Genomic DNA, 14334 nt, shown 5'->3' on the forward strand with positions numbered 1-14334 from the left:
GGGAACCCTACTCCTTTCTTGTATGTAAAAGCCAGAAGGAGGGATGAGAGTGTCCAAAATAACAGAAGTCGTCGAAGCGATCGCGTTGCCGATCGTGGAGCGTGAGAACATGGAATTGGTCGATGTCGAATTCGTGAAAGAAGGGCCAGACTGGTTCTTGCGCGTCTATATCGACAAGCCGGGGGGCGTCGATTTAGATGATTGCGTCAACATCAACGAACAACTCTCGGAAAAACTAAACGATAGCGATCCGATCGAACAAGCCTATTATCTTGACGTCTCGAGTCCCGGTGCCGAGCGACCGCTGAAGAAGCCGACCGACTTTGAACGCGCGATTGGAAAGAACGTCTATATCAAGACGTTCGCCCCGATTGAAGGTGCTAAAGAGTTCGAAGGGATTTTGACAGAATATGACGGCGAGACCGCCGTCGTCGAGACACGTATTAAGACAAGAAAAAAAGCGATATCGCTACCGGTAGACAAAATTGCACAAGCCCGCCTAGCGGTCACGTTTAGTTAAGGAGAGGTAAAGATGGGGCCACAATTACTCACAACAATCGAACAGATTGCTAACGAAAAAGGAATCGAGAAGGAGATTATCATCGATGCACTTGAGCAGGCGCTCATTTCGGCATACCGCCGAAACGTCGCCAACCCGAATGAAAACGTAAAAGTTGAATTCGACCAAGTGACTGGTGATATTCGTGTCTTCGCACTTCTTGAAGTCGTTGAACGTCTCTCGCATCCCGAGCAACAATTGTCGCTCGAAGAAGCGCATGAGATCGACCCGAACTACGAGTTAGGGGACTTCCATAAAGAAGAAGTCACACCGAGCGACTTCGGTCGCGTCGCGGCGATGACGGCCAAACAAGTCGTCACGCAAAAGATGCGGGAAGCCGAGCGCGAGCGCATCTATAACCACTTCGTCGATAAAGAAGACGAGATCATGACGGGGATTGTGGAACGGTTCGACCCACGCAACTTGTATATCGGTCTTGAAAACAATATCGAAGCGGTGCTCACACCGAACGAGCAGATGCCGAATGAATCGTACCAGATTCATGACCGTATCAAAGTGTATGTGACGAAAGTCGATTCGACGACGAAAGGTTCTGGCGCAGCCATCCAAGTCTCACGGACACATCCAGGTCTGTTGCGTCGTCTGTTCGAGCTCGAAGTACCAGAAATCGCGAGCGGTACGGTCGACGTCATGTCGGTCTCACGTGAAGCGGGCGATCGCTCGAAGATTGCCGTCCATTCGGATATCGTCGACCCGGTCGGCGCTTGTGTCGGTCCGAAAGGGCAGCGTGTTCAAACGATCGTCGATGAGCTCAACGGTGAGAAAATCGATATCGTCCGTTGGTCGAACGACCCGAAAGAGTTCGTGAAAAACGCACTCAGCCCGGCTCAAGTCGTTGACGTGTACGTCAATGAACCTAGCAAGTCGACGACGGTCGTCGTGCCAGACTATCAATTGTCACTCGCCATCGGGAAGCGCGGTCAAAACGCCCGTCTTGCCGCGAAATTGACGGGATGGAAAATTGATATCAAGAGCGAAACGGATGCTGAAGGCATGGACTTGTATGATACGTACGCCGAAAAAGTTGAACCGGAGCCAGAAAATGTTCACAATGAAATGGAACAGACTGACTCGGTTGACGTCGCTCTCGAGCCGACAACGGTGAAAGAAGAGGAATGACCATGAAGCAAAAGAAACTTCCTTTGCGCAAATGTGTGGTCACGCAAGAAATGTTGCCGAAACAAGCGTTGATTCGTGTCGTTCGGACGCCGGAAGGCGATGTCGTCATCGATACGACCGGTAAATTGAACGGACGTGGGGCGTATTTGTCGAAAGATGCGGACGTGATTCGTTTAGCAGAGAAAAAACGGACACTCGATCATCATTTAAAAGTGAAGACAAGTGAAGCGCTTTATGAGCAGCTACTTCAAGCTGTTACAGGAGCCGAATCATGAGTCAGTGGGAATCATTGTTAGGCCTTGCCGCACGGGCGAGGAAAGTAACGATGGGAGAAGAGTTTGTGTTGAAGGATGTGCGAGCTGGCCGAGCCAAGCTCGTCATCCTTGCCGGAGATGCAGGAGCGTCTACGAGAAAACGGGTTACCGACAAATGTACATCGTATGGTGTTCCATTGATTGAAGTGAGCGACCGATATACAATCGGGGCTGCTTTAGGTAAAGACATGCGAGTCGTCGTGTCTGTGACAGAATCCGGATTTGCGAACAAGCTTAAGCAACTTCTCTCTTAACTATTAACGGAGGTGGATGCTTTGGGAAAACGCGTCTATGAATTTGCAAAAGAACAGAATGTAACAAGTAAACAAGTCATTACTCAGCTCGAAAAAATGAACAAGCCAGTGAAAAATCACATGGCTGTCTTAGATGAGGAATCGGTCAAGCAACTCGACCGTGTCTTCAACCCTGAGAAATACCGTTCGGCTGACAAGCAAGACAAGCCGGTTGCAACGAAACAAGCTGAAACGAAGTCTGCCAAGTCAAAACCGGCTGACGCGAAGCCTGCTGGCAAACAAGAAGCACCGAAAGCACGCCCACAAGCGTCTGGCGGTCAAAGCAACCAAGCGGGTAACCGTGGTGGCAACCGTTTCGGCAACAACCGCAACGACAACCGCAACAAAAAGCGCGGCGGTAAATTCAAAGGTAAACCTGCGAAAGCAGCCGTGCCATTAGAAGCGGATCCAAATTCGAAAACGAGTCAACGTAAAGCGGCTCGTTTAGCGCAAGAGTCTGAAATGGGCAACGTCATCAAGTACGAGGATGTCCTCAGCGTATCGGACCTCGCTGCGAAGATGGATAAAAAGCCAAACGAGATCATCATGAAGTTGATGGGTCTTGGTGTCATGGCGACAATCAACCAAACACTTGATGACGAGACGATTGAGTTGCTTGCAACTGAATTCGGTTACGAAGTCGAGAAAGAAGTCCTCATCGACGAGACGGACTTTGAAGAAGTAGAAATCGACTTCTCTCCGTATGAGCTTGTGGAGCGTCCAGCTGTCGTGACGATCATGGGTCACGTCGACCACGGTAAGACAACCCTTCTTGACTCGATCCGCAACACGAAAGTCGTTGCTGGTGAAGCCGGCGGGATCACGCAGCACATCGGTGCTTATCAAGTTGAAGTCAACGGTAAAAAGATCACGTTCCTTGACACACCAGGTCACGCCGCCTTTACGACGATGCGTGCCCGCGGAGCCGAAGTGACGGATATCGCGATTATCGTTGTGGCAGCGGATGACGGCGTCATGCCACAGACAGAAGAAGCCATCTCACACGCGAAAGCGGCAAACGTGCCGATTATCGTCGCGGTGAACAAAATGGATAAAGAAGGCGCAAACCCTGACCGCGTCAAACAAGAATTGACAGAGTTTGGTCTTGTACCGGAAGAGTGGGGCGGCGAAACGATTTTCGTACCGATTTCAGCTTTGAAGGACGAAGGAATCGATGAGTTGCTCGAGATGATCTTACTCGTCTCAGAAGTCGAAGAGTACAAGTCGACGCCGGAAATGCCAGCTCGCGGTTCGGTCATTGAAGCGAAGCTCGACAAAGGCCGCGGTCCTGTCGCTACGCTTCTCGTTCAACACGGGACACTCCGCATCGGTGACTCGATCGTCGTCGGTAGCACGTTCGGACGCGTCCGGGCCATGGTCAACGATATCGGTCGTCGTGTGAAAGAAGTCGGTCCATCGACTCCAATCGAGATCACAGGATTGAACGACGTCCCACAAGCTGGTGACCAGTTCATCGTGTTTGAAGACGAGAAGAAAGCACGTGCAATCGGGGAAAAACGTTACCAACGTTACCTCGAGTCACAGCGTCGCGAATCGGCTAAAGTGAGTCTCGACGACTTGTTCAGCCGTATTCAAGAAGGCGAAGTCAAAGATTTGAACGTCATCATCAAAGCAGACGTTCAAGGTTCGGCTGAAGCACTCGCTGGTTCACTCCGTAAAATCGACGTCGCAGGCGTTAAAATCAACATCGTTCACCAAGGTGTCGGTGCCATCACAGAAGGTGACGTCATCCTCGCTTCGGCAGCCAATGCGATCATCATCGGATTCAACGTCCGCCCAGATGGGAACGCCCGGTCGATGGCCGAGCAAGAGCATGTTGAAATGCGTCTGCACCGGATCATCTATAACGCCATCGATGAAATCGAGAGCGCGATGAAAGGGATGCTCGACCCTGAGTTCGTTGAAGAAATTACAGGACAAGTTGAAGTCCGTGACGTCTTCAAAGTCTCGAAAGTCGGTACGATTGCCGGCTGTTACGTCACAGAAGGTAAAATTTCACGCGACGCCGGCGTCCGCATCATCCGTAACGGGATTGTTGTGTACGAAGGAAAACTCGATACGCTCCGTCGCTTCAAAGACGACGTCAAAGAAGTCGCGGCAGGCTACGAGTGTGGGATTAAAGTAGAGAAGTTCGACGACATCAAAGTGGAGGACGTCATCGAGGCGTTCATCATGAAAGAAGTCGAACGTAAATAAAGCGAGGAGGGAACACGTATGAACATTCGTGCCCAACGCGTCGCAGAGCAGATGCGTAAAGAGATTACAGATATCTTGCTCCGTGAAGTCAACGACCCACGTACGAAGAACGCTACAATTACAAGCGTCGATGTGACGGGAGATTTACAGCAAGCGACAGCCTACTACACGGTGCTTGGAGACGACGCCGAAGTGAAGGCTGAGACGCAAGCTGGTCTCGATAAGGCGAGCGCATTTATTCGCCGCGAGATCGGGAGCCGCATCCGTCTTCGGAAAACGCCAGAATTGTCGTTCGAATACGATTCATCGGTCGCATATGGTAGCCATATCGATTCATTGATTCGTGATTTAAATCGGAACGACCAATAAATTGAAGGGGGGACTCGCGTCTCCCCTTTTTTGATGGGAGGAATCCAGATGGAACCAACAGGTGTATTGATTTTAGATAAAGACAGCGGCATGACGAGCCACGACTGCGTGTTCAAGCTCCGTAAATTGTTCCAAACGAAGAAAGTCGGTCATACCGGCACGCTCGACCCCGAAGTGACCGGTGTCCTGCCGATTTGTCTCGGCCGGGCAACAAAGCTGTCACGTTTTCTGACCGATGAAGGCAAACGGTACGCCGCCGAGATTACAATTGGGACGGCGACGATGACCGAGGATGCTCATGGCGAGGTCGTCGAGACGCGCGAAGTCGGTCCAGAGGCGTTCACTGCTGCAGACATCGATCGCGTCCTCGAGACGTTGACAGGAAAGATTGAGCAAATCCCACCGTACTTCTCTGCCGTCAAAGTGAACGGCAAGAAATTGTACGAATACGCCCGGAAAGGTCAGACGGTGGAACGACCGCGCCGCATCGTCGAGATTCATCGCCTCGTCCGGACGAATGACCCGGTCATCGAAGACGGTGTCTGCCGTTTCCGTGTCGACGTCGAGTGTGGCAAAGGCACATTCATCCGGACGCTCGCCGTCCAAATTGGGGAGCGTCTCGGCTATCCGGCTCATATGAGCGACCTGCGGCGGACGAGGTCTGGTTCGTTCGAGGAGACGGCCGCTGTCACGTTGCAACAACTCGCCGACCTCGAGACGGTCGAGGAACGCATGAACCACCTCATCCCGCTCGAAGAGGTCATCAAGCGTTGGCCTGCCATGACGATTCCGGCCAATCGGGAGCGGTATATTCGAAACGGGGGGCGTTTGAACGACGTCTCGCTCGAATTTGAACTGTTTACTGTCTATAATGAAGAAGGAATTCCACTTGCCCTCTATCGACGGCTTGACGGAACAACAGACGCAAATGTCGAGGTCATGTTGACCATCGACTAAAGGGGAGATTGAAGTATGGAAACGATCCATCTGACGTATCCTGAGACACCAGACCTGGTCCCTTCGGTCATGGTGCTCGGATTTTTCGACGGCGTCCACACCGGACATCAGGCCGTGATTCGGCATGCACAGGCGCAAGCGAAACAGCTCGATGTACCCGTGACCGTGATCACGTTCGACCCGCACCCGAAACAAGTGCTCTCAAACAAACCGGATGCGGTCCGTTATATCACACCGCTCCAGCGGAAATTGAACCGAATTGCCGGACTCGGTGTCGAACGGTGTATCGTCATCACGTTCACGAAAGAGTTGGCGAGCCTGTCACCGCAACAATTCGTGGATGACTATTTGATCGGTGCCGGTGCGGTCCACGTGACGGCAGGATTCGACTACTCGTATGGTAAATTCGGTGAGGGGACGATGGAGACGCTGCCGTATCATGCGCGCGGTCGCTTCACCACCTCGGTCGTCGCTGAACAGACGAGCGGCGGCGAAAAAGTGTCGTCGACGCGGATTCGTCAGTTGCTCGGTGCCGGAGACGTTGATGTGGCGAGCGAGCTGCTCGGTACGCCGTATGTCATCTGCGGGGAAGTCATCCACGGCGACGCCCGGGGCCGGACGATTGGCTACCCGACGGCGAACGTCGTCATGGACGCGTCATACGTCATGCCGCGCCTCGGCGTCTATGCGACACGTGTACGGCTTCAGGACGGTCGGACGTTCGACGCAATGACGAACGTCGGGCGGCGTCCGACGTTTTATGCGACCGGGGACGTCTCGATCGAGAGCCACTTGTTCGATTTCTCAGAGGATCTATACGGGCAACTGATCGAGATCGAATGGATGCATTACTTGCGTGACGAGCGGGCGTTCGACGGGCTCGACGCACTCATCGCTCAACTCAAGCAAGATGAGACAGCCGCCCGGGCAATCCTGTCTTGACTTTGAATGGGTGGTACGGTATCCTAATTTGGTACGCAAAGTACACCGCTTCGCTTGGCTGGACGATTCACCAACGACGGCTCGGCAACGCGGCAATTTTCTATTAAATGGAGGTGGAGAGGCAATGGCACTCTCAAAAGAACGTAAAAACGAAATCATCGCGGAATACGCGACAAAACAAGGTGACACTGGTTCACCGGAAGTTCAAGTTGCAGTATTGACTGAACAAATCAACACTTTGAACGATCATCTTCGTACACACAAGAAAGACCACCACTCACGTCGCGGTCTTTTGAAAATGGTTGGACGTCGCCGTAACTTGCTTACGTACCTTCGTAACAAGGACGTTACACGTTACCGTGAATTGATTCAACGCCTTGGTCTCCGTCGTTAATCCGAACGGACCATGTGACGGACTGGGACACTTGTTCCTAGTCCGTTTCTTCTTTTTTGGGAGGAAAATCATTAGACATTCATATGAATGAGTTACATAATAAACTAGATAAGGTTTGAGAGGAGAATGTTCATGTTAGGTACGAAACAAGTCTTTTCTACTGAATGGGGCGGTCGTCCGCTATCTGTAGAAGTCGGGCAACTTGCGAAACAAGCAAACGGCTCGGCACTCGTCCGTTATGGGGACACGGTCGTGCTCGCCACGGTCACAGCATCGAAAGCGCCGAAGGATTTAGATTTCTTCCCGCTCACGGTCAACTATGAAGAAAAATTATACTCGGTCGGTAAAATCCCAGGAGGTTTCCTCCGTCGGGAAGGACGTCCTGGAGAGAACGCGATTTTGACATCACGTCTCATCGACCGTCCGATCCGTCCGCTTTTCCCTGACGGATTCCGTCACGATATTCAAGTCATGATCTACGTCATGTCGAACGATCCAGACTGCTCGGCTGAAATGGCCGGTATGCTTGGAACGTCGATCGCACTCTCGATTTCGGACATCCCGTTCGACGGGCCGATCGCCGGAGCGACAGTCGGACGTGTCAACGGTGAGTTCGTCGTCAACCCGACGACAGCTCAACTCGAACAGACGGACCTTGAGCTCCAAGTCGCCGGAACAGCAACTGCGATCAACATGGTTGAAGCAGGCGCGAACGAAGTACCGGAAGACGTCATGCTCGAGTCAATCTTGTTCGGTCACGAAGAGATCAAGAAATTGGTCGCGTTCCAAACAGAGATCGTCGAAGCTGTCGGGAAACCGAAGTTCGAATATACGGTATCGAAGTTTGACGACGCTTTGTCGGCTGAGCTCGAAGCAGCACGTCCAGAAATCAACGCCGCGGTTCAAGTCGAAGAGAAGCATGCACGTGACGTAGCAATCAACGAAGTGATTGCCAAATACGTAGCTGCATACGAAGAATCACTCGCTGACGAACCGGCCAAGTTGAAAGAAGTATCTGGCATCTTGAACAAGTTCGTCAAAGACGAAGTCCGCCGTTTGATCACGGTCGACAAAGTTCGTCCGGACGGTCGTCGCCCGGAAGTCATCCGCCCGCTCGCATCAGAAACGGGCTTGTTGCCACGCGCCCACGGCGTTGGGTTGTTCACACGTGGACAAACACAAGTCATGTCGGTCGCGACACTCGGCGTCATCGGAGATGCTCAAATCATCGACGGCATCGGGTTAGAAGAGAACAAGCGCTTCATGCACCACTATAACTTCCCGCCGTTCTCGGTCGGAGAAGCTCGTCCGGTGCGTGCGCCAGGTCGTCGTGAAATCGGTCACGGTGCCCTAGGAGAACGTGCACTTCTTCCAATCATCCCGAAAGAAGCCGACTTCCCGTACACGATTCGTCTCGTCTCGGAAGTACTCGAGTCGAACGGTTCGAGTTCACAGGCCTCAATCTGTGGTTCGACACTCGCCCTCATGGACGCAGGTGTGCCGATCAAGGCACCAGTTGCCGGGATCGCAATGGGTCTCATCATGGAAGGCGAACACTATACGGTCCTCACTGACATCCAAGGTCTCGAAGATCATCTCGGAGACATGGACTTCAAAGTAGCAGGAACGAAAGACGGGATCACGGCGCTCCAAATGGACATCAAAATTGCCGGGATCACGCGTGAGATCTTGGAAGAGGCACTCGAACAAGCACGTTCAGGCCGTCTCCATATCTTGAACCATATGCTTGAGACGCTCGACGCACCGCGTCCGCAGTTGTCGAAGTATGCACCGAAAATCGTGACGATGACGATCAATCCGGACAAGATCCGCGACGTGATCGGACCGGGCGGGAAGATGATTAACAGCATCATCGACCAAACGGGTGTCAAAATCGATATCGAGCAAGACGGTACAGTCTTCATCGCGTCGACCGATCAAGAAGGCATCGACATGGCGATGGCGCTCATCGGCGACATCGTCCGCGAAGTCGTCGTCGGCGAAGAGTTCGATGCGACGGTTCGTCGTATTGAGAAATTCGGCGCTTTCGTTGAGTTGTTCAAAGGCAAGGACGCGCTCGTCCACGTCTCTGAGTTCAGTCTTGATCGCGTCGCGAACGTCGAAGACGTCGTTAAACTCGGTGATACAATTAAAGTCCGCGTAACGGAAATCGATGACAAAGGCCGAGTCAATGCCTCGCACAAAGTGCTCATCCTTGAAGGATTGTCACCGGAAGAACGCGAAGCATACGAAGCGAAACGTAAAGCGCAGCGCGAGAGCCGTCCACCACGTGACAGCCGTCCGCCGCGTCGTGACGGAGACCGTCGTCCGCCACGCCCGACAAACTAATCATGATGGCCATCGTCTGGTGCGATGGCCTTTTTCATAGGAGTGATAACATGGAATGGATCACATTAGACAACGGCGTCCGCATCGTGATTGAACCGATGGCGGATGTCCGCAGCACGTCGACCGGTGTCTTTATCAAAGCCGGCACTCGGACCGAAGACATGACCGAGATCGGCATCAGCCACTTGATTGAACATATGCTATTCAAAGGAACAAAGACGAGAACGGCAAAAGAGATCGCGTCGTTCTTTGATGAACTTGGCGGAAGCGTGAACGCGTTCACGTCAAAAGATCATACGTGCTATTACGTGAAGACGCTTGACGAGCACGCGGTCATCGCCTTCGACGCGCTCGCCGACATGCTATTCGATTCGTTGTTTGATGAGACGGAGCTCGAGAAAGAAAAGCGGGTCATCTTAGAAGAGATTAAAATGTATGAGGACACCCCGGAAGATCTCGTCCACGAGCTGCTCGCGAAAGCCGTCTATAAAGATGATATTCTCGCCGAACCGATTCTCGGGACGGAAGCGAGCGTCCTTGGACTATCTCGGGAGCAATTGCTCCGCTACGTCGCTTCGACGTATACAGGCAACCGTGTCGTCGTCTCAATCGCCGGCCACGTGCCGCAAGAGTTGGTCGAGGCGGTCACGAGAAGGTTTGCCGACCTTCCATCAGGGGAATCACCGAAAGAATCGACGACGCCGATCTTGTATAGCGACGTGGTGAAGAAACAGAAAGAGACGGAGCAAGCGCACCTGTGCTGGAACTTCGAGGCGATTGCCGCCAAAGACGATCGATTGCCGCATTTAGCCTTGTTGAACAATGCGATCGGGGCGACGATGTCGTCACGGCTGTTCCAGTCGATTCGAGAAGAGGAAGGCCTCGCCTACTCGATTTACTCGTACTATACGACGTTCGACGACCACGGGACGTTCACCATTTATATCGGAACGTCACCAGAAACGCTCGCGCAAGTTGAGACGATCATGACGCGTGAGCTCGAAACGTTAAAAGCGGATGGGCTGTCCGATGAGGAAGTCGAGAAAGGGAAACGACAACTGAAAGGGTCGCTCGTCCTTGGGAACGAGAGCACGAACGCACGGATGAACCGCAACGGGCGCAACCTCGTCCTGCTCGATGAAGTCGAGGAGTTGAACGAAGTGCTCGACAAAGTTGATCGCATTGAAACGCGTGACGTCAACACCCTCATCAATGAGGTGCTCGGCCACGCCCCTGCCAAATCATATGTCCTTCCGTCCGAAGACTGACTTGAAACCGAATTGTAAGTTCTCTACACTGATTAAGAGGTATTCTTTACTTTGGACAGGAACAGGTGAAAGAAGGGAAAGACTTGAACTTAACGGATTTAGCTAACCACATACAATTGATTAATCAACCAAACCTACAAGGCATCACGGTGACCCATGTGACGACCGACTCGCGCGAAGTCGTCCCAGGGACGCTGTTCGTCGCCATTAAAGGCTATACAGTCGACGGTCACGACTACGCTGATTTAGCAGTCACAAAAGGCGCAGTCGCCGTCGTCAGTGAACGGCCACTCTCTTTGAGTGTGCCGAACTTGATCGTGCGTGACAGCACGCGTACGGTCGGTCTATTGGCGTCCGCGTTCTATCAATATCCGTCTGAGCAGATGCGTCTGTTCGGGATCACGGGAACGAACGGCAAGACGACGACGACGACCATTTTACGTGATGTTCTCACCGAGCTCGGACATAGCACCGGCTTGATCGGCACGGTCGAGGTACGCATTAACGATACGGTCGTCCCGAGCAAAAACACGACACCGCAAAGCTCTGAGCTGCAACAGTTGCTCGCCCGGATGCACGAAGAAGGCGTCACCGATGTGATGATGGAAGTGTCATCGCACGGACTCGAACTCGGTCGCGTCATCGGCACAGATTTCGATATCGTCGGCTTCACGAACTTGACGCATGACCATCTCGATTTCCATGGTACGTTCGAAAACTATGCGCGAGCGAAAGGCTTATTGTTCGCTCAACTCGGACAGATGGCGTCGCGTCACAAAGTTGCCGTGTTGAACGCGGATGATCCGTACAGCAAGCTGTACGAGACGATGACGGGCGCCCGAGTGATCACGTATGCAATCGACGAGATGGCCGATGTGACGGCTTCAGATATCGTTCAGACGCTGTCAGAGACGAGTTTTAGCCTCAACTACCAAGGGGAGAGTCATCCGTTGACCGTTCAATTCATCGGCCGGTTCAACGTGTACAACATCTTGCTCGCGACCGGGTGTTTGATCGCTGCCGGCTATCGTTTGCCCGAGATCGTCCAGGCACTCGAGTCGATTCATCCTGCCAAAGGGCGGATGCAACGTCTCGACGTACCAGGGTATAACGTCTATGCGGACTATGCGCATACACCGGACGGCATCGAGCAATGCTTGAAATCACTCGTCGGTGTCCCGAAAGAGAAGATTGTGTTCTTGATCGGTACAGGCGGGAACCGTGACGTTACGAAGCGGCCGACGATGGGAGAGATGGCCTCGAAATATGCGGGGACGGTCGTCATCACGACGGATGACCCGCGTTTTGAAGCGTACGACTCGATCACGAGCGGAATCGCCGCCGGGATGACCCACGACAATTTCGTCGAGATTGGGGACCGGGAAGAGGCTGTCCGTTATGCGGCCCGGTTGGCCGAACCAGACAATATCGTCGTCTTGGCCGGAAAAGGGCATGAGAAATATCAAATCATCGGTAATGAGAAAATTCCGCTAGATGAAGAAGCAATCGTCCGAGCGACAATTTTGAAGACGGAGGAAATATGATTTATGGCAGTACAACCGATCACCTTGACAGAGAAAGAGCATGACGATTTCGTCAAAACACACGACCGTGGGGACTTGCTTCAGCTTTCTAGTTGGGCCGACGTCAAACGACAAAACGGCTGGTTCGCCGAGCGGGTCGCCGTCGCGAACGATGGGGTGACAAGCGGGGTGGCGTTACTCTTATTCAAACGTGTACCGAAGCTCCCATTCACACTCTGCTATGCGCCACGCGGCTTCGTCGTCGACTATGACGATGTGGCTTCTTTACGGGCATTGACCGAGGAGGCGAAGCGGGTCGCCAAGGCGAACAAAGCGATCGTCGTGAAAATCGATCCGAATATCGATCGAGATGAAGTGCCAGGTCTATTGACCGAGATGGCGAGTCTCGGCTTCGCCCATAAAGGATACGGTGGTGGGTTTGATTACGCCCAACCGCGGTTCACGATGGAGACGGATTTACGCCCGAGCGAGAAAGACATCTTCGGCAAATTCCATCATAAATTCCGCTATAACGTTCGTTTGGCCGAACGGAAAGGGATCGTCTGCACGGAAGTCGGGCGCGACGGGCTTAAGACGTTCGCCGACTTGATGAAAGTGACGGGCGAGCGTGACGGTTTTGCCATTCGTGGACTTGACTATTTCGAGAACCTATACGATTGTCTGCAACCTGATGACGCCCGTTTGTTCTTGACGAAACTCGAGCCGAAACTCGCACTCGACCAACAGATGGCCACACTCGAAAAAGCGGAGCGTGACCTTGGGAAAATCGAACGGTCACTCGAGACGGAAACGGTCGAGAAGAAACGGACGAGCTTGTTGAACCGTCAAAAGCAGACACGTGAGCAAATCGAGAAGATTCAAGCCGCGTTACCTGAACTGACGGAGTTACACGAGAAATACCCGAACGGTCTCGTCTTGTCGGGCGGTCTGTTGACGCTTGCCGGACGACGCTCGTATTATCTGTACGGGGCATCCTCGAACGAGTTTCGTGAGTTCATGCCGAACCACCTCATGCAATGGACGATGATGCAAGCAGCCAAGGCGAGCGGGGCCGAACGCTACGATTTCGGTGGCGTATCGGGTAGCACGGAGCCTGATGACGAGTATGCAGGGCTTTATGCGTTCAAGTCGGGCTGGGGAAGCGATTTGATCGAGAAAGTCGGCGAGTTCGACCTCGTCTTGAATCGTCCGCTCTATTTCGCCCTCGAGACGGGATTACCGCTCGTCAAAGGACTCCGTAAACGGTTGCGCCGATGAAATGGACCGGCGTTTTGACGTTCGCGATGACGGCGTTTTTAGTCGGAATCTTTTTAGCGTACACGTTGTCACGTCCGGGCCCGATGCCATGGGTCGATGAACCGACATTTGAAACGGGAATGTGTGAACGCAACCCGGGCTCGGAAGATGTCGTCGTCGAGCGAAGTGAAAAGGCGTTCGCGAAGCTTCATCCGCACGTCCGCGAGCGGAGCGAGTCGTTCGTGCGCCTGGCCTACTCTTGCCTCGGCCTCGAGGTCCGTCTGACGTCGGGGTATCGGTCGGCCGATGAGCAGAACGCGCTCTATGCCCAAGGGCGCTCGAAACCGGGACAAGTCGTGACGAACGCCAAGGCGGGACAAAGTTACCATAACTATGGGCTCGCCGTCGATTTCGTCATCATCCACAATAACCGTGCCGATTACAATCTCGAGTCGGACCACAACCGATCGGACGAACCCGATTGGCAAGAGTTAGGAGAACTCGGCAAAGCACTCGGCTTCGAATGGGGCGGGGATTGGAGAAGTTTTCCGGATTACCCGCATTTACAAATGGACTTCGGCTTGTCGATTCGCCAACTCGCTTCCGGGAAACGTCCGGACGACAAAGCGACGATGCCACTCGCCGATGTGATGAAACCTCTCGTCAATTGAACGGAAATGTTGGCATATCAGCAGTTTTCCGATACAATATTCAGTAGCGATAAGTGGACGAAACAGAATATGCAACATCTA

The 14334-nt window shown here is 53.0% G+C and carries 14 protein-coding genes; all 14 read left to right on the forward strand.

The annotated features are described in order from the left end of the window. Positions 1 to 49 precede the first annotated feature (49 nt). The 14 genes from rimP (at position 50) to KNP64_RS02425 (ending at position 14253) form a co-directional block, all read left to right on the forward strand. Complete coding sequence (gene rimP, locus KNP64_RS02360) at positions 50 to 520, forward strand: ribosome maturation factor RimP (RefSeq protein ID WP_034777274.1); 471 nt, start codon at positions 50 to 52, stop codon at positions 518 to 520. A 12-nt stretch (positions 521 to 532) separates the two neighbouring features. Further along, positions 533 to 1699 carry a transcription termination factor NusA gene (gene nusA, locus KNP64_RS02365; protein ID WP_214763893.1) on the forward strand — a complete coding sequence of 389 codons (1167 nt, stop codon included), beginning with the start codon at positions 533 to 535 and terminating at the stop codon, positions 1697 to 1699. Next, positions 1696 to 1974, forward strand: a complete 279-nt coding sequence (gene rnpM, locus KNP64_RS02370) for an RNase P modulator RnpM (RefSeq protein WP_167491800.1) — start codon at positions 1696 to 1698, stop codon at positions 1972 to 1974. Before nusA ends, rnpM begins: the two co-directional genes overlap by 4 nt. Next, positions 1971 to 2267, forward strand: coding sequence for a YlxQ family RNA-binding protein (locus KNP64_RS02375; protein ID WP_021067159.1), 297 nt, complete (start codon positions 1971 to 1973; stop codon positions 2265 to 2267). Before rnpM ends, KNP64_RS02375 begins: the two co-directional genes overlap by 4 nt. 21 nt (positions 2268 to 2288) lie before the next feature. Continuing rightward, entirely contained in the window at positions 2289 to 4523 is a 2235-nt protein-coding gene (gene infB / locus KNP64_RS02380; protein WP_138859583.1) for a translation initiation factor IF-2, read from the forward strand. Between the two features lie 18 nt (positions 4524 to 4541). Beyond that, the gene (rbfA, locus tag KNP64_RS02385) at positions 4542 to 4892 is read left to right on the forward strand and encodes a 30S ribosome-binding factor RbfA (RefSeq protein WP_034777282.1); all 351 of its coding nucleotides are present in this window, start codon (positions 4542 to 4544) and stop codon (positions 4890 to 4892) included. A 48-nt stretch (positions 4893 to 4940) separates the two neighbouring features. Beyond that, the gene (gene truB, locus KNP64_RS02390) at positions 4941 to 5849 is read left to right on the forward strand and encodes a tRNA pseudouridine(55) synthase TruB (protein ID WP_214763895.1); all 909 of its coding nucleotides are present in this window, start codon (positions 4941 to 4943) and stop codon (positions 5847 to 5849) included. Between the two features lie 15 nt (positions 5850 to 5864). Further along, entirely contained in the window at positions 5865 to 6791 is a 927-nt protein-coding gene (locus tag KNP64_RS02395) for a bifunctional riboflavin kinase/FAD synthetase (RefSeq protein WP_034777286.1), read from the forward strand. A 124-nt stretch (positions 6792 to 6915) separates the two neighbouring features. Beyond that, on the forward strand, positions 6916 to 7185 hold the full coding sequence (gene rpsO / locus KNP64_RS02400) for a 30S ribosomal protein S15 (RefSeq protein ID WP_015881433.1): 270 nt from the start codon (positions 6916 to 6918) through the stop codon (positions 7183 to 7185). A 132-nt stretch (positions 7186 to 7317) separates the two neighbouring features. After that, the gene (gene pnp / locus KNP64_RS02405; RefSeq protein ID WP_214791499.1) at positions 7318 to 9534 is read left to right on the forward strand and encodes a polyribonucleotide nucleotidyltransferase; all 2217 of its coding nucleotides are present in this window, start codon (positions 7318 to 7320) and stop codon (positions 9532 to 9534) included. Positions 9535 to 9584: 50 nt separating this feature from the next. After that, positions 9585 to 10802: a M16 family metallopeptidase gene (locus KNP64_RS02410; RefSeq protein ID WP_214791497.1), complete on the forward strand. Its 1218-nt coding sequence runs from the start codon at positions 9585 to 9587 to the stop codon at positions 10800 to 10802. A gap of 83 nt (positions 10803 to 10885) precedes the next feature. Continuing rightward, positions 10886 to 12346, forward strand: coding sequence for a UDP-N-acetylmuramoyl-L-alanyl-D-glutamate--2,6-diaminopimelate ligase (locus tag KNP64_RS02415; protein ID WP_232939398.1), 1461 nt, complete (start codon positions 10886 to 10888; stop codon positions 12344 to 12346). 3 nt (positions 12347 to 12349) lie between these two features. Next, complete coding sequence (locus KNP64_RS02420) at positions 12350 to 13603, forward strand: lipid II:glycine glycyltransferase FemX (RefSeq protein WP_034777290.1); 1254 nt, start codon at positions 12350 to 12352, stop codon at positions 13601 to 13603. Further along, on the forward strand, positions 13600 to 14253 hold the full coding sequence (locus tag KNP64_RS02425; RefSeq protein WP_138859577.1) for a M15 family metallopeptidase: 654 nt from the start codon (positions 13600 to 13602) through the stop codon (positions 14251 to 14253). Before KNP64_RS02420 ends, KNP64_RS02425 begins: the two co-directional genes overlap by 4 nt. Positions 14254 to 14334: the final 81 nt, after the last annotated feature.

Origin of the sequence: Exiguobacterium sp. s64, from assembly GCF_018618035.1 — a bacterium.
Taxonomy (GTDB): domain Bacteria; phylum Bacillota; class Bacilli; order Exiguobacteriales; family Exiguobacteriaceae; genus Exiguobacterium; species Exiguobacterium mexicanum_A.